General features: G+C 32.5%; 20 protein-coding genes. 9 read left to right on the top strand and 11 right to left on the bottom strand.

The window, feature by feature from the left end; genetic code table 11:
- Positions 1-200 precede the first annotated feature (200 nt).
- Positions 201-1136 carry an alpha/beta fold hydrolase gene (locus AWE51_RS16280; protein ID WP_066315425.1) on the top strand — a complete coding sequence of 312 codons (936 nt, stop codon included), beginning with the start codon at positions 201-203 and terminating at the stop codon, positions 1134-1136.
- A 5-nt stretch (positions 1137-1141) separates the two neighbouring features.
- Here the strand turns inward: AWE51_RS16280 and AWE51_RS16275 are convergent, their stop codons facing one another.
- The gene (locus tag AWE51_RS16275) at positions 1142-1495 is read right to left on the bottom strand and encodes a hypothetical protein (RefSeq protein WP_157766133.1); all 354 of its coding nucleotides are present in this window, start codon (positions 1493-1495) and stop codon (positions 1142-1144) included.
- Between the two features lie 77 nt (positions 1496-1572).
- Positions 1573-3261, bottom strand: a complete 1689-nt coding sequence (recJ, locus tag AWE51_RS16270) for a single-stranded-DNA-specific exonuclease RecJ (RefSeq protein ID WP_066315420.1) — start codon at positions 3259-3261, stop codon at positions 1573-1575.
- Between the two features lie 127 nt (positions 3262-3388).
- Between recJ and AWE51_RS16265 the strand changes: the two genes are divergently transcribed.
- A complete protein-coding gene (locus AWE51_RS16265) occupies positions 3389-3979 on the top strand; it encodes a carboxymuconolactone decarboxylase family protein (protein WP_066315418.1) in 591 nt (196 codons plus the stop codon).
- An 88-nt stretch (positions 3980-4067) separates the two neighbouring features.
- Here the strand turns inward: AWE51_RS16265 and AWE51_RS16260 are convergent, their stop codons facing one another.
- The 4 genes from AWE51_RS16260 to AWE51_RS16245 are packed head-to-tail and all read right to left on the bottom strand — an operon-like array spanning position 4068 to position 6913.
- On the bottom strand, positions 4068-4721 hold the full coding sequence (locus AWE51_RS16260; RefSeq protein ID WP_066316324.1) for a response regulator transcription factor: 654 nt from the start codon (positions 4719-4721) through the stop codon (positions 4068-4070).
- Between the two features lie 31 nt (positions 4722-4752).
- Positions 4753-5532, bottom strand: coding sequence for a sensor histidine kinase (locus AWE51_RS16255; protein ID WP_082832477.1), 780 nt, complete (start codon positions 5530-5532; stop codon positions 4753-4755).
- Positions 5508-6158 (bottom strand): hypothetical protein, encoded by a 651-nt coding sequence (locus AWE51_RS16250; protein WP_066315415.1) that lies wholly within the window; start codon positions 6156-6158, stop codon positions 5508-5510. The genes AWE51_RS16255 and AWE51_RS16250 overlap by 25 nt, the downstream gene beginning before the upstream one ends.
- Positions 6159-6181: 23 nt before the next feature.
- The gene (locus tag AWE51_RS16245) at positions 6182-6913 is read right to left on the bottom strand and encodes a hypothetical protein (protein ID WP_066315413.1); all 732 of its coding nucleotides are present in this window, start codon (positions 6911-6913) and stop codon (positions 6182-6184) included.
- A 239-nt stretch (positions 6914-7152) separates the two neighbouring features.
- On the opposite strand from AWE51_RS16245, the gene AWE51_RS16240 reads away from it, so the two are divergent.
- Both AWE51_RS16240 and AWE51_RS16235 read left to right on the top strand, forming a co-directional pair.
- Entirely contained in the window at positions 7153-8805 is a 1653-nt protein-coding gene (locus tag AWE51_RS16240) for a hypothetical protein (protein WP_066315410.1), read from the top strand.
- A 45-nt stretch (positions 8806-8850) separates the two neighbouring features.
- Positions 8851-9285 (top strand): hypothetical protein, encoded by a 435-nt coding sequence (locus AWE51_RS16235; RefSeq protein ID WP_066315407.1) that lies wholly within the window; start codon positions 8851-8853, stop codon positions 9283-9285.
- A 55-nt stretch (positions 9286-9340) separates the two neighbouring features.
- Here the strand turns inward: AWE51_RS16235 and AWE51_RS16230 are convergent, their stop codons facing one another.
- On the bottom strand, positions 9341-10039 hold the full coding sequence (locus AWE51_RS16230) for a M50 family metallopeptidase (RefSeq protein ID WP_066315404.1): 699 nt from the start codon (positions 10037-10039) through the stop codon (positions 9341-9343).
- 72 nt (positions 10040-10111) lie between these two features.
- On the opposite strand from AWE51_RS16230, the gene AWE51_RS16225 reads away from it, so the two are divergent.
- On the top strand, positions 10112-10429 hold the full coding sequence (locus AWE51_RS16225) for a hypothetical protein (RefSeq protein WP_066315398.1): 318 nt from the start codon (positions 10112-10114) through the stop codon (positions 10427-10429).
- Between the two features lie 6 nt (positions 10430-10435).
- On the opposite strand, the gene AWE51_RS16220 is transcribed toward AWE51_RS16225, so the two are convergent.
- From AWE51_RS16220 to AWE51_RS16205, 4 genes are all read right to left on the bottom strand, one after another.
- A complete protein-coding gene (locus AWE51_RS16220) occupies positions 10436-10777 on the bottom strand; it encodes a HopJ type III effector protein (RefSeq protein WP_066315395.1) in 342 nt (113 codons plus the stop codon).
- Positions 10778-10810: 33 nt separating this feature from the next.
- Entirely contained in the window at positions 10811-11482 is a 672-nt protein-coding gene (gene rsmI, locus AWE51_RS16215; RefSeq protein WP_066315393.1) for a 16S rRNA (cytidine(1402)-2'-O)-methyltransferase, read from the bottom strand.
- Positions 11482-11826: a DoxX family protein gene (locus AWE51_RS16210; protein WP_066315392.1), complete on the bottom strand. Its 345-nt coding sequence runs from the start codon at positions 11824-11826 to the stop codon at positions 11482-11484. The genes rsmI and AWE51_RS16210 overlap by 1 nt, the downstream gene beginning before the upstream one ends.
- Before the next feature lie 91 nt (positions 11827-11917).
- Positions 11918-12724, bottom strand: a complete 807-nt coding sequence (locus AWE51_RS16205; RefSeq protein ID WP_066315390.1) for a hypothetical protein — start codon at positions 12722-12724, stop codon at positions 11918-11920.
- A 169-nt stretch (positions 12725-12893) separates the two neighbouring features.
- Between AWE51_RS16205 and AWE51_RS16200 the strand changes: the two genes are divergently transcribed.
- From AWE51_RS16200 to AWE51_RS16185, 4 genes are all read left to right on the top strand, one after another.
- Complete coding sequence (locus AWE51_RS16200) at positions 12894-13532, top strand: thymidine kinase (protein ID WP_066315387.1); 639 nt, start codon at positions 12894-12896, stop codon at positions 13530-13532.
- Positions 13525-14640 (top strand): alanine racemase, encoded by a 1116-nt coding sequence (gene alr / locus AWE51_RS16195; RefSeq protein WP_066315384.1) that lies wholly within the window; start codon positions 13525-13527, stop codon positions 14638-14640. Before AWE51_RS16200 ends, alr begins: the two co-directional genes overlap by 8 nt.
- Before the next feature lie 100 nt (positions 14641-14740).
- The gene (mscL, locus tag AWE51_RS16190) at positions 14741-15163 is read left to right on the top strand and encodes a large conductance mechanosensitive channel protein MscL (protein WP_066315381.1); all 423 of its coding nucleotides are present in this window, start codon (positions 14741-14743) and stop codon (positions 15161-15163) included.
- Positions 15164-15437: 274 nt separating this feature from the next.
- Positions 15438-16430, top strand: coding sequence for an aspartate-semialdehyde dehydrogenase (locus AWE51_RS16185; RefSeq protein WP_066315378.1), 993 nt, complete (start codon positions 15438-15440; stop codon positions 16428-16430).
- Positions 16431-16489: the final 59 nt, after the last annotated feature.

Below are 16489 nucleotides of genomic sequence, written 5' to 3'. Positions count from 1 at the left end.
GTTTGAGTATGGTTGTCAAGTTAACAATCAAGAGATGTGAAAAACAAAGAAGTTAATAAAAATTGCTGTCCAAGTAGTATTATGTTAAGCCATTGCTTTAAAAACATTCGATACGCGATTGTCTTTTTATTAAATTTCAAAACCTTATAGCATACAAAAATGATTTTAAGTAAATTGCCCACTTATAAATCATCATTACCATGCAGAAGTTTTTTGTACTTATCCTTACGGGTATATTATTATTTTCATGTAAACCATACGAAAATACCAAAATCAGAAAAAATCAGATTACCTATGAAGATTTTAGAGCAGATCAAAGGTTATTCCCTACAGATGATGGACTTATAAAATATGTAGACCAAGGAAAAGGACCTGTAATTGTCCTTCTTCATGGCGTTCCAACCTCTGGCTGGTTATATCGTAAAATGATAAAACCCCTTGTAGACAGTGGTTATCGTGTCATAATTCCTGACATGCTAGGGTATGGTTCTAGCGATTCTCCGGATGGTTTTGAGCTTTATAATGCAGAAAATCATGCCAAACGTTTATTAGAGCTTATGGCATCTTTGGGTATAGAAAAATGGTCTCATGTTATGCATGATGCTGGTGGTTTATGGACTTGGGAGTTAATGAGACAAGCTCCTGATAAAATAGAAAAACTCATTGTTTTAAATACTATTATTTATGAAGAAGGATTTTATCCTCCTGTTCGAATGAAACCAGGAGGCATGGCAAAAACCGCTATGTGGGCCTATAGAAATGGAGTTTCTACAAATACTTTATTAAAAAGCCTATTTAAACAAGGTCTTAAAGAAAATACACTAAACTCAATAGATGTCGAAGGTTATAAAACACCATTGTTAGAAGGAAAGACTAAAGCTATGTATTACTTTTTTAGTCAAACCTGTAATGAACTACCTGATTATTCTGATGTCTTTGAAAACGTTACTGTACCGGTTTCTGTAATATGGGGAATTCACGATACTATGTTACAATGGCCGCCACAGCAAACACGTGCTGCTAATGCTTTAAATGTAAAAAATGAAGACATTCATATCATAGACGAAAAACACTTTATTCAAGAAACAAAAGCTGAAGAAATCTCTTATAAGATAATGGACTTCATAAGAAAATAATTCTTTTAGTTAAGACACAAGTTGCGCATCCAGTTTTTAAGTTCTACACGAAAAATAGTTTCGTTAATAAGCTCTTTTATTTGATCAAGTTCTTCTTTATTTACTGCTAGATCAATCTTATCTGAAGGAGTTTTTAACAATAAAGACCTACATGTTTTGGGGGTTTTACATGCAGCGCATTGGGTTTGTAATGCAATAGTACAAGCATTAGAAAAATCCTTTAACTCATTAACACTTAATAAGAATCCGATATCCTTAAATACTAATTGTATGCGGGGTGTTATACTAACCTCTTCTTTCTTCCAGAAAAAAGAAATTCCAAGCTGATTACTAAAAATTTTGTCAATAGCATTCATCATGAGTTCTATTTTAAACTCAAAAATACTAAATTATTTATAATCAGTCTAAATAAATATAAACAAAATATTAGTTTTATTTACTCACTGATATCCTTTAACTTTAATTGAAGAGATACAACTCCATTCCATTCGTTTTCATCAATCGTGAAGGCTGCCTTAAAATCTTGTTTACTGGCTATTATCTTATGCTTATTTCCCAGACCAAAACCTATTGTTCCAATAGCAATACCATTCTTTTGTATTTTACATTTCAGATGTTTATCATCTTCGCCTACACATTTACCATATCCTGTATCTTTTACACCTTCTGTCATAAACACGGGAGTCATATTTCCAGGTCCAAAAGGTCCAAATTGTTTTAAGATTCGAAAAAACTTTGGGGTTATCTGTTCAAATTCTATTGCTGTATCTATTGCTATTTCAGGAGTTAATAATGCTGTATCAATGGTTGAAGAAACAACCTCTTCAAACTTTTGTTTAAACGCCTCATACTGTTCTTCGAGTAATGTAAGACCCGCTGCATATTTATGTCCACCGAACTGCTCTATATAATCTGTACATTCATTAAGTGCATTATACACATCAAAACCTTTAACAGATCTCGCCGAAGCGGCTAACTTATCACCACTTTTAGTAAATACTAAGGTGGGGCGATAATAGGTCTCTGTTAATCTAGATGCTACAATACCAATAACTCCTTTATGCCATTTCTCGTCATAAACAACTGTAGTATATCTATCCTCTTCTTTGTGATGAAGTATTTGTGCTAATGCTTCTTTTGTTATGCTTTTATCGGCATCTTTTCGATCACTATTGTATACTTCTATCTCTGATGCATACTGTAATGCTATCTCATAGTTTTCTTCTGTAAGCAATGTTACGGCATGTAATCCATGTTTCATTCTTCCAGCCGCATTAATTCTAGGAGCAATTATAAATACTACATCTGTAATGGTTAAGTTTTCTTTTTTTACCTCGGATAACATTGCTTTAAAACCAGCTCTTGGTGCAGCATTAATAACTTGCAACCCATAAAATGCCAATATGCGATTTTCTCCAGTTATAGGCACAATATCCGCTCCAATAGCAGTTGCCACCAAGTCCAAATAAGGTAATAAATCTTCTATTTCTTGATTTTGATCTATGGCTAACGCCTGAATCAATTTAAATCCTACACCACAACCACATAATTCTTTATATGGATATTCGCAATCTTCACGTTTTGGATCTAAAACTGCAACGGCATCAGGGATTTTATCACCTGGCCTATGGTGATCACAAATAATAAAATCAATATTTTTAGATGTTGCATAAGCTACCTTCTCAATAGCTTTAATACCACAATCTAAAGCAACAATCAGAGAGATATCGTTATCATGAGCATAATCAATTCCTGTATAAGAAATACCGTACCCTTCATTATATCGATCAGGAATATATGTTGTTACTTGTGGTGATAATGTTTTTAAATATGACGACAGTAACGCTACAGAAGTTGTTCCGTCTACATCATAATCACCATATACCATTATGTTTTCTCCACTTTCAATAGCATTTTTTATTCGCACAACAGCCTTATCCATATCCTTCATCAAAAAAGGATCGTGTAACTCATCTAGTGATGGTCTAAAAAACTTTTTAGCTTCATCATAGGTTTGAATGCCTCTTTGTACAAGAAGTGTGGCAATTATCGTATCAACATTTAGTGCTTTTGCCAAAGTATTTACCGCTGTTATTTCGGGCTTTGGTTTTAGTGTCCATCTCATTCGTAAAGTATATTCCAATATTAAAAATCCAAAGTACAAAAAACATCTTGACCACTCTTGATTTGACTTTAGTTTTGTATTTTGCTAGCCATAAAAATTATACTTACAATCAAAAATACACATACATATGCCATTAGTAACTCCATTATCTGCGGATCACGATCCAGAAACTAGAGAATTAGCAGAATTCTTTAATGAAACTTTAGGTTTTTGCCCAAATTCTGTATTAACAATGCAACGAAGACCAGCCATTTCTAAAGCGTTTATAAATCTAAATAAAGCTGTTATGGCTAATGAAGGTAGAGTTACATCTGCTTTAAAACGTATGATTGCATGGGTAAGCAGTAATGCTACAGGGTGTAGATATTGTCAGGCTCATGCTATTAGAGCTGCAGAACGTTATGGTGCAGAGCAGGAACAACTAGATAATATTTGGGAATATAAAACTCATTCAGCATTTAGTGATGCAGAGCGCGCAGCTCTTGATTTTTCTCTTGCTGCTTCTCTTATTCCCAATGCTGTTGATGACACAATTAAAACAGAATTATATAAATACTGGGACGAAGGTGAAATCGTAGAGATGTTAGGTGTTATTTCCTTATTTGGATACCTAAATAGATGGAATGATTCTATGGGTACCATGGTAGAAGAAGGTGCTATTGAATCTGGAGAACAATACCTAGGCAAACATGGTTGGGAAAAAGGTAAACATGTCTAGTTAATATTTCAATATTATCAATACGAATTAAAAAGACCTGTTAGTTTTGAGAAAATTAACAGGTCTTTTTAATTCGTATTGATTGCTTTTAAATCGAAATAATATTGTCTCTAACCGCTTTCATTATTAATCCAGCTGTATTTTTCACCCCTAATTTACTGATTAGGTTTTTACGATGACCTTCAATTGTTCTGGCGCTCAGAAAAAGTTTGTCGGCTATTTCTGTGGTCGTATATTCCATAGTAATTAATTCTAACACCTCTAACTCTCTACTCGTAAGCTGGTAGTTTTTACCTATGATTTGAGGTTTTGCTCCTTTATTCTTAAGACCTTTTAATAATGCCTCAGAAACCAAAGCGTTAAAGTAAAATCCTTTTTGGTGCGTAGATCGTATAGCCTCTTCTAGTTCTTGCTGATTTGTATCTTTTAATAAATATCCATTAGCTCCTAACTCCATTAAATAAGAAATCATTCTTTCTTCTTTATGCATAGTAAGGATAATAATTTTTAGATCTGGGTATAGTTCTTGTATTTTTTGTGTGACTTCTACTCCATTTATATCTTCCATTTCTAAATCTAAAAGAACAACATCTGGAACTATATTGCTTAATTTAGTTAAAAAATCCCTCCCACTTACTGCTTCTAGTACTAATGAAATACCAGACATTTTAAGTAATAAAGATTTTATTCCTTCGCGAAATAAATTATGATCATCAATTAGTCCTAATTTTATAGTATCCATAATTATGTGGTAATTAACTTCTGATGTATAGCTACATACATCTAATCTCAACTTTTATTCCCTCATTTTTTTTAAGGAATTTCATACTTCCTGATAGTACAGATAATCTACTTTCTATATTTTTAAGTCCTAATCCTTTTTTATGCAAAAGCATTTCTTGGTCTATCCCTTTTCCGTCATCTTCATATAAAATAATCAACCCGTCTCCCTCATTTTTCAATATAATCTTGATAACAGAAGCTTCTGCATGCTTAATAGTATTTGTAATCAACTCCTGAACAATTCTATACAAGTTTAGTTCTTTTGATTTTGGTACTACATTATTTGTATTATTATCAAAATATACTTTAATTCTACCTGAATCATTCAGCGTTTGAATCAAACTCTGTATCGCTTCTATCAATCCCAATTTTTCTAAAACTACTGGTCTTAAATCTTGGGAGATACTGCGTACACTACGAATCATATCGTCCAAAAAGACTTTTGTTTTGTCTGTAATCTCTTTTAATTCTTCAGGAGGTAATTCTGGTATAATTTGTCCAAAATATAGTTTAGTTGTGGTAAGCATAGCACCAACATCATCATGTAATTCTTTTGCAATTCGAGTGCGTTCTTCTTCTTGACTTAAAATAGAAGTTTGTAATAGTTCTTTTTGATAATCTGATGCTATTTTTTGATGCTTTTTCTGTTGTGCCAATAACCTGCGTTGGTATATAACAAAGAATACGATCAAGGATAGAGATAATAGAAAAATTACTCCCATACCAATGATTATTATCTTTAATGTTATTGTTCCTTCGGTTTCACCCATATGGCAATCGTATAAAACAGTATTAATATGATATTAACAATAGCATGAAGTCCCCAAACCATATAACTTGCCTCTGAAGCTTCTTTAAACAGGTTATTATTAATAAAAAAGAGTATTAAATTACTCGAAAAATAAATCAAGAAGCCCGAATTTATCCAAAACATAGGATTAGTTTCTAATGCACTATACCGTACTTCCTTTAGTAATTTATAAAAATAACTTAATGCAAAAAAGACGACTAATACTCCCATTACCGTTGTGACATTAGAGTTAAATTCAAAAATATTCTGAAAAAAGAACATGTTGATAATTGCAAATGCCGTAAAACCAATTGCCAAAATAATAAAAACTCCTTTTGAGAATAGCCCTGACAAAGCACTTTTATAGATATTGACAATCAATAAAAACTCAAAAATGGCATAAAAATGAAATATCGGTAAATTATTAATTTTTTTGTGCCAAAATATATTTGTAATCAGTTCCACAATAAATACCAAAATTAAAATATAACCCAAGCTTACTTGTACCTTATTTAATCTGTTATATTTTAATATAGCAAATACTATTGGCACAATTATGACAAGAGAAGAGATATTGCCTATTATGAAAAAAAGTTCTTTATTCATTAATATCTAATTAAATAGTTACGCTAACAAGTGGGAGGACATGGCAAACTATATTCTATAAAAGTTTCATCATCATTAGACTCTATGAGACCCATTTTATTGGTACCACTAGTCTCAAAAAGATTAGGTTTAATTCCCAACACAGGTGTAAAAGAAATCATCTCTTTTGTATTAAATTTATTCATATCAATTCCGGGATACAGAATAATTTCATTAATTATTTCTTTTTTATCATTTATAGCCTTAATAATATCAGCTCCTGTTATTTCAAAAGATCGCACTCTTACTATACATTCTTTATCAGTGTTTTTTTCTTGATTTTCTTTATTAGTACAATGAAAAAGATCATCAATATGATGCATCTCAACCTGATCCCAATTTTTCCAAACCATATGTTTAAATATTTCTGGAACACGATTAGAGCCTGGCAACTTTGGAAATAATGGTGGTCTTTCTGTAGTAGGTATGAGTTCAAAACTTAAGCCTTTATCCTCATTGATTTGAAGGTAAGGACAAAATGTAATTTCTTTCTTCCTGTTTTTTTTCTTTACTTTTTTAAGCGCTAAACAAATTCTTATTTTATCTATTTTATCAATAGTTCTGAATTCTTCGACACCTTTCATATCAAAGCGAGTTACTCTTTCATACTGAGTTTTATGCAATCCATGAAAATGATGTGCCAAACTCAATACATTTTCTTCGCACCATCGTGTAGTACAATTTTCAAATTCTTCTTCTGAAATTAAATCCCCCATTGTTTTGATTTTTTACTGTTTATAGTACTCTAAAACTAATCAAAAAAACCATTTATATCTAACTATCAGTTAATTAACCCGTATTTACCCGTGCCAAACAAGGATTTTCCACGGATTTATTTTTACAGTATTTACAGTCTTTTATTTATTAAGTAGCAATCTCAATTTTGGAGTATTCATTTATACACGAATATCAAAACTGTAAATCAGCGGGGAAAAATTAACTAGAAAAACACATTATGAAAATTCACACAATTATTTTAAAAACACTCATCCTTTTAGTATTAATATTATGGGGATGTAGTAATGATGACGGAGAAATAGGAGAACAACCAATTCCAGAAATAGAGCAATTACCAGGTATCGATTTAAAAGAATTTGAAACTGATGCAGGAGAAATAGGAATAAGTATAAGTGCTAGGACTATTGCCAGAAAAGGATACAAACCAACGACCGCTGATATTACAGTTACTGCAACGACAGGTAATTACAGTCAAAAAATACCTTTTGATCAATTCAATAATACCGCCAACTTATCTCTAAAAAATGAAAATCTGTCTGATGAGGCAAAAACTGAACTCAAAAATGGTGTTGCACTAACCATTAAAATTTTTGATGAAACCAATACTGAATTAGCATCTTCTGAAATATCAAAACTCTCGTTTACTTCTAGCCCAATAGCACAAGAAATAACTGCAGATGCACTTGAAGATCTATACGCCAAGGTTAGTATTCGAGAAGATGTTAAACATTTTATGCAACTTGCTACTGCAAATAGTGATGAAATATATGGAGCACCTAATTCTACTTTATATACAAATACTGTACTTTTAAATACTCCAATTATCATTAGCCAATTGGCTGATCTAGATTATAATTCAGAAAACACCGGATTATTTACAACCTATAGATTTGTCCAAGTACCTGGTGAGGAAGGAGTATTTACCATTGCTGTGCATAACGGGGATGATATACATTACTTATATATTGTTCCTGCCAATTCGGAGCTACGAATTCAGAGTAAAGCAAATCTAATTAGAAATGGAGGCAATAATACAGGTATACCTCCAAATTATAAGTTCAAAATTGATAAAGTTGAAACTGGTCTATATACCATAACTCCTACTTTTACAGGAAATCCTCTTTTCTTATTAGGAGATCGTCTTAACGCAAGAAATAACAATGTCGATCCTGCTTATTTCAGAATTTTATCTTTTGATATTGATTGGGACATACAACCTATTGAATCAAAATTTATGCGACCGATACTACCACCTTCGAGAACTTCAGAAGCATATAACAGTACCTTAAGAAACTGTAGTAGCGGCAACCTACAACAAACAGTAGGCAGATCCGAATCTCTAGAAACTAAAGAAATACTAGGTTGGGAAGAGTCGATGTCGGTTAGCTCAAGCCAAGAGTATTCGGTTTCTGTAACTATCGAGGCTGAGGTATCTACTAAGTTCTTTGGTGCAGGAGGCTCTGTTAAAAGTTCAGTTACTGGCAGCTACGTTTTTAGTAAATCAAGAACCAATACAAGCACCAGATCTGGCGCCTTTGAAGAAAGTCGATCTACACAAATCTCTACAGAGCGTACCCAACAAGTACCTCCCAAAACAGCTATTACGGTAGCAGATATCTATCAAACCTATGAAAATGTGAGAATACCTTATGTACAACGTTTTAGAATTAAAGGAACTTATCAAGAAAATAGCGAAGCCCTAACCGGACAAGAAATAACTACGCAGTTTGCTTTTAACAACTTTACAGGTGTTATCACCGATATACAAGATGATTATATCGAAGTTACTGTTCGTGGGACGAATATAATTAATCGACTTATAGAAACTGAAACCATTTCTCGTGACATCGCTGGTGCTTGTGACAATTGATATTTTTATAAACTTATAAATAGCAGAAACTTAAAATCAAATAGTATGAAAAACTTATCATATAGTGAAGCGTTAGAAAACCAGACCTTAGAGTTCGAAAAAGGACGTCCAAATTCATGGAGTGATGTTTACATTAAAAATGAATGGGGAACACCAATTACAGAAATAGAATTTATACACCGATATGAAAGTGATCGATATGATATTGAACGTTTTGACCTGATTGACAATAACGAACGAATATTTGCTTTAAAAGCTGGGTATTGGACAGGAATCGGTAGAACGGGAAAGGATTATTGGTGGATACGGTACAAAGACGATCGTAAAACATGGACATGTAAGTCTAACTTTTTTTGTTTCTTGACTGCTAATGATGCAAAAAGTGATAGACCTGTAGAGATTGTTATTAAAAAAAATAAAATGGAGGTTAGTCCACCTGTATCCAGTGGTGATTATGTTACTTTATATCCAGAGGCTTAATTAATTTGCTCTCAGTAAGATAAAAGTTGTTAGAAAACTACGTTTTCTAACAACTTTATTTTTTTAAATAATATCGATAACTTTTATAAACAAGAATAATAGTAAGTATTAATATTAATATTGCCCACATCCAATAGGTTCCAAATAGATGTACTGCGATCATTTGTGTATCTGAATATTGGATGTTTCCATCTCTTTCAAATTGTTTTGTAAATAAATACCCTATTTGCAAATACGTGCTTAATACGCATTGTGTTCCTAAAAAAAGAAGTGTAAAAATTTCTAGTCTTCTGATCTTTAGTATAGCTATACCAAATAAAATAGCTGCAAAAACACTTAAAACTACTAATGCTAATAGTTCTTGTATCCATAAAAGTAAAGATACTACCATGACAATAATTAAGAGCCACAGTGTAACTTTAGAAGTAACTTTCTTTTTTGCAGATGTAATCAATATCGCTCCAGAAATTGCAGGTCCAAGTAAACCACCTGCTGCTGTCATCGCCCTAGCCAAGTTGGTGTTGAGATAACTTAACGAAACATCAGAATATGCAACTCCTCCTCCGTTTTCATAAATCTCTAAATAATAAAATTTGCCTCCTAGCAATACAGCAGTTAAACCATGGCCCATTTCATGAAACCAAGTACCTAATAATAAAAAAGGATACTGTATAAAACCAAAATAAGGAAGTTGCCATAATAAAAAAACTAGTGCACTTATTCCTAAAATGGTGAATAATGGTTTACTTTTCAACGATTTTGCAACTTTTGAATTTATCTTTAGTTAGTATAACAACGTAAACTATCTAATTTATAAAATAGTATCATGAATGTACATGGCTTAACATATATGACTATTATGCTTATATTCTCTGTATCTATAAGTACTTATAGCCAGAAAAAAGTTACAAAACAGCATGAATTTAAACCTTTTAAAGATCACTCAATATCAAAAAAGCGTACTAAAATGCCTATCTATAAGCCAGATCTAAATCTAGATAAGCAAATCAACCTAGGAATCTCTACTACTCATGAAAAAATTCTAATGCCTATTTACAGTCCTTTTTCTCTAGCTTTGACAAATCCAAAACAGCGATTGTGGCATAAAGAAATGACCAAAAAGTTCAAACAATCAAAAAAATAGATGTTTTTATTTTAGCAATAAAGGATCATTAGAAAAAGAAATCCCATTCCATCCTGTTTTCATAAAATTGCGAATATTTTGGTGATCATTACCCGCTGGAGTATTTAAAACATCGGTATAATAATTTCCAAAACAATGCAAAGTTTCTTCACTATTAAGTTGCTGTAATTTTGCAAAAGCAAATAACTTACAAGAACCTGAATTTTGACCTGTATTATTTGTTATTTCTCCATTGGTAAATGATGTAGGTTCAAAATCATAATGATCTTCAATCACTTGCATGGTTTCCTGAAATGAAATGGCTTTTGGTGTAGTTTTAAGTTTTTCTATAAATGTTGTAATAGTCATTATATGTGCTATTAAATTTTGTTTTAAATGTATTTATTTGTTTCCTTCTACGATAATTACAATCTCTCCTTTAGGGGGTTTAGCTTCAAAATGATTTAGTACTTCTTGTGCTGTTCCACGTATCGTTTCTTCGTACATTTTGGTTAATTCTCTTGACACAGAAACCTGTCGGTCAGCGCCAAAATATTCTACAAAACTTGTTAATGCTTTAATAAGTTTATGAGGAGATTCATAAAAGATCATAGTTCTTGTTTCTTCTGCAAGTATCTTTAATCGTGTTTGTCTTCCTTTTTTTATAGGCAGAAACCCTTCAAAAACAAACTTATCATTTGGCAAACCGCTATTTACTAATGCGGGTACAAAAGCTGTTGCTCCTGGTAAACAATCTACTTCAATTTTATGCTCGACACAGGCTCTTGTTAATAAAAACCCTGGATCACTTATTGCAGGGGTTCCTGCATCACTAATTAAAGCAATAGTTTCTCCGTTTTTTAATTTTTGGATAATTCGATCAACAGTTTTATGTTCATTATGCATATGATGACTTTGCATAGGAGTTGAAATCTCAAAATGCTTTAATAATTTTCCACTTGTGCGAGTATCTTCTGCAAGAATTAAATCAACTTCATTAAGTACTGTAAGTGCTCTAAAAGTTATATCTTCTAGGTTGCCAATGGGTGTTGGGACAAGGTATAATTTTGACATTAAGGTCTTACTTTTTTTCCTGCTACATAAGAAACAATCAACAATACTATTGCATATACAGAGAAACCAATAGGGTGTCCTGCATTAGCATGGGCTAAATTAGCTAATACCAAATCAAAAAAGAAACCTGCGTAGGCCCATTCTTTAACCCATTTTATTTTATTGGTAAGTATTGCTGCAATACCTAACAATTTTGCCACTGCTAATGGAATTACTATATAAGTTGGATAATTAAAGCTTTCAAAAAAACCTTTAACCATTTCTGTATTAAAAAAATACATCTGAGCAGAATATAACATTATAGCACACAATGCAACAGTAGCAATCCAATAAACAATTTTCATTACAATTTTATTATTAGTTCTTAATATCTGTCGGAAACTATATCCAAAACATTTCGAGTATGATTATTTTTTATCATTTAAACTATCGTATCTACTCATCAAATTTACTAAGCACAGTAGTTATAAAGCGCTCTTCATATTCTTCTTTATTTTCCCAATGGTTATAATCTGGTTTCACCATGTTTATTATAAACTCTTGAGCTTCCTTTTTATTTGTTAATGTATTAAGTTGGGATAATACACGATTATAATCTGGAGCGCTACCTTCAAAAAGATACTTGATAAACGCTAATCGGTCATTTAACCCAATATGGATATCTTTACGAAGCTGTTCATTAAGTGATTTAGGCCTCTCATCTTGAGTTTCGGTCTCGAATGTAGATCGTGCATGCGTTTTATAATCTTCTTGATCTTTATTGGCTCTATTTTCAGTACTATGTAAATTATTTATTGCTTTATCTTCGTTGGCAATTGCGGGTACAAAAAGATCTTCTGTAACTCGAGCGTTAATTTCTTCGATTACTAACTCCGGTTTATGCTCAACGTTTGGTTCTTCGATTATTTGTTCTACTTCTTTTAATTCTGGCTCTACTATCGTTTCAACAACAGGTTCCTCTTTTATAATCGGTTCTAATTCTGAAATTTCTATTCCTTCAGTTTCCTGAATTTTGTTTTCAATCTTTACTTCTTTTTCTAAAACACTTTGATCAATAGCGGCTCTAACTTGCCCAATGGTTGGTTGAGGACCTGCAAAATGGCTCTCAGAAAAATTAAGAATAGTTAATTTTTCATAGACCTGTCTCGCTTCTTCTTGCAACTGGAGTAATGTCCCGCTACCTTTAAGTTGTAATATTCTATGAGCAATACTAATAAGCTCGGCTTCCAATTTCTTCTTCATAACTTTCTTATTCGTTTATAATACTGCTATTTGTTTTTTAATAAATTTACCTCATCTTTAATGCAATACCAAAAAAAGATGTAAATCAATAACCATTTTAGGTGGTTTTAAAATTCATCTGGTATGTTAAGGAGAAGGGATTTCTTTAATTGATGCTGAAAAATACAAAATGTTTCTCGAAAATACAGTAAATCATAAAGAGCAATTTGGTTGGATAGAGGTAATCTGTGGTTCTATGTTTTCGGGCAAGACCGAAGAATTAATTCGCAGGTTAAAACGCGCTAAATTTGCAAAACAAAAAGTTGAAATATTTAAACCTGCAATCGACACAAGATATGACGATGAAATGGTGGTTTCTCATGATTCAAATGAGATTAGATCAACTCCAGTACCAGCAGCCGCAAATATTAGAATATTAGCAAACACGTGTGATGTGATAGGAATAGATGAAGCTCAATTTTTTGATGATGAAATTGTTGCTGTTTGCAATGATTTAGCAAATCAAGGAATTAGAGTAATTGTTGCTGGTTTGGATATGGATTTTAAAGGCAATCCTTTTGGACCAATGCCAGCATTAATGGCTACCGCAGAATATGTTACTAAAGTACACGCCGTTTGCACAAGAACAGGAAACTTGGCACAGTTTAGCTACCGCAAATCTACAAAAGATGATTTAGTCTTACTAGGTGAAACCGAGGAGTACGAACCTCTAAGTCGGGGAGCATATTATAAAGCTATGCTAAAAGAAAAGGTAAGCAAAATGGACGTTAAAGACCCTAAGGAAATATCTAAGAAATCGAATGAGTAGTAGTGTAAAAGAAACTGTATTAGAAATCAACCTTAGCCATCTTACTCACAATTATACCTATTTAAAAAGTAAGATCGATGCTACCGTAAAAATGTTAGCTGTTGTAAAAGCATCTGGATATGGTAGCGATGCGGCGATAATGGCTACACATTTAGAAAAAATAGGGGTAGATTATTTTGCTGTTGCGTATGTTTCTGAAGGAATTACTCTAAGAGAAGCCGGTATTACAACACCCATTTTAGTACTGCATCCTCAGCCTGTAAACTTTGAAAAGTTAATCAAATATGATTTAGAGCCAAGTATTTATAGCCTTAGAACGTTGACAAAATTCATTGAGGTAGCGACTTTAAATAAACAAAAAGAATATCCTATTCATATAAAGTTTAATAGTGGACTAAATCGTATTGGGTTTGGTGAAAATGGTATTGATCATATTATTGACAAACTCTCTAAAACTGATAGTATAAAAATAGTAGCTATACTTTCTCATTTAGCTGCAAGTGAAGATCATTCTGAAAGAGATTTTACAGTGCATCAAATCAACCTCTTTAGAAAAATAACAGATATTATGATAGAGAGATTGGGATATAGACCATTACTGCATCAATCTAATACTTCTGGATTACTTAATTATCCCGAGGCCCATTTTGATATGGTACGTGCAGGTATTGGATTATATGGCTATGGTAATGATGCTAAATATGACGCTCAACTCAAACCCGTAGCTTCTTTAAAGTCGGTAATTTCTCAAATTCATAAGTTAGAACCAGGAGACTCAGTCGGATACAATAGAGCATTTAAGGCTAGTGATTTTACAAAAACTGCCACTATTCCGATTGGCCATGCAGATGGTATAAGTAGGCAATATGGTAATAAAAAAGGATTTGTAATGATCAAAGGCAAACAGGCCTTTATCATTGGCAATGTATGTATGGATATGATTATGGTTGATGTTACAAATATTGATTGTGAAGAAGGTGATGAAATCTCTATTTTTGACGCCAATTCGGATGCTGCTAAAGTCGCTGAGTTATCAGGAACCATTTCTTATGAGCTATTAACCGCAATAGCGCAACGCGTAAAACGTATTGTTATCGATGATAATTGATTTTTATCGAAAAGAAATGCGTATTAATAAAGATAATTTTAACAAACGCTGTTTTTTTTCGTTAAATTAGTACTATACTAATTATCTAAATATAATCAATATGGGATTTTTTAAGGATTTTAAATCTTTTTTACTAAAAGGAGATATTGTTGCCTTAGCCACAGCTGTTGTAATTGGTGGCGCCTTTAACAAAATTGTTGGTTCGGCAGTAGCCGATATCATTATGCCAATCGTTGGTGTTATTACAGGAGGAACAGATTTTACTCAAAAATTCATTTCATTAGACGGACAAGCCTATGAAACCCTAGCCGCAGCTAAAGAGGCTGGAGCTGCTGTAATGACGTATGGTAATCTAATACAAGCGATAATCAACTTTATCATTGTTGGATTATTTATTTTTATTGTGCTTAAAGCATATGAAAAATCTAAAAAGAAAGAGGAAGAGGCTGCACCTGCACCTCCTGCTGGTCCTACACAAGAAGAATTACTTGCCGAAATAAGAGATCTTCTGAAAAAGCAGTAATTGTTATACAAGAATTATCTATAGCTACCGCTATACTACATATTCTAACTAAACCGTCCTTGATTGGGCGGTTATTTTTTTACAATTTGTTTTATATATAACAAATCATGCTAATTTCTATATTTTTATGTAAAATAATTGTCATACTAGAAATATTCCGCACATTTGAGGAAATTTAAACAGTTTATACGATTTTTGTATCATCAAAAATGAAGTAGGCTTTAAAAATAAAAGTTTCTGAAATAGAGAAACACTAAAATATAATAAGTAGAATATGAAAGTTGCTGTTGTTGGTGCTACTGGTTTGGTAGGTACCGTAATGTTAAAAGTATTAGCGGAAAGAAATTTTCCTGTAACAGAATTAATCCCTGTAGCCTCAGAGAGATCAATAGGTAAAAAAATCTCTTATAAAGATAAAGAATATACTGTAGTTGGATTAACAACCGCTATTGAGATGCAACCTGATGTAGCATTGTTTTCTGCAGGAGGAGATACTTCTTTAGAATGGGCTCCAAAATTTGCAGAAGCTGGTATTACTGTTATTGACAATTCTTCTGCCTGGAGAATGGATCCAACAAAAAAATTAGTTGTACCAGAAATTAATGCCACAGCATTAACCAAAGAAGACAAAATTATTGCTAATCCTAATTGTTCAACAATACAATTAGTTATGGCTTTGGGACCATTACACGATAAATATAAAATCAATCGTGCGGTTATTTCTACTTATCAATCTATAACAGGTACTGGCGTGAAAGCAGTGCAACAGTTAGAGAACGAATATGCTGGTGAAAAAGGAGAAATGGCGTATCCTTATCCTATTCACCGTAATGCCATTCCGCATTGTGACGTTTTTCAAGAAAATGGATATACCAAAGAGGAGATGAAATTAGTGAACGAGACACAAAAAATTCTTGATGATCGTACAATTGCTGTTACTGCTACTGCAATACGAATACCTGTTGTTGGGGGACATAGTGAGAGCGTGAATCTGGAATTTGAAAATGAATTTGTTGAAAACGATGTAAGAACGCTATTGAATGATACCTCTGGAGTAACCGTACAAGATAATCCAGATACCAATACGTATCCAATGCCTATTTATGCAGAAGGTAAAAATGATGTTTTTGTAGGCAGAATTCGTAGAGATCACTCTAGAGAGAATGCCTTAAACATGTGGGTAGTATCAGATAATTTACGTAAAGGTGCTGCGACTAATGCCGTACAGATAGGTGAGTATCTTATTCAAAACGAATTGATAGGTTAATCTACACCAATTATATATAAATTACAGCCCTCGTTATTTTAAATAACGAGGGTTTTAAT

This window comes from Aquimarina aggregata, from assembly GCF_001632745.1.
GTDB lineage: Bacteria > Bacteroidota > Bacteroidia > Flavobacteriales > Flavobacteriaceae > Aquimarina > Aquimarina aggregata.
Note: the sequence above shows the minus strand (reverse complement) of the source record. Positions and strands in the feature narration are given on the sequence as shown.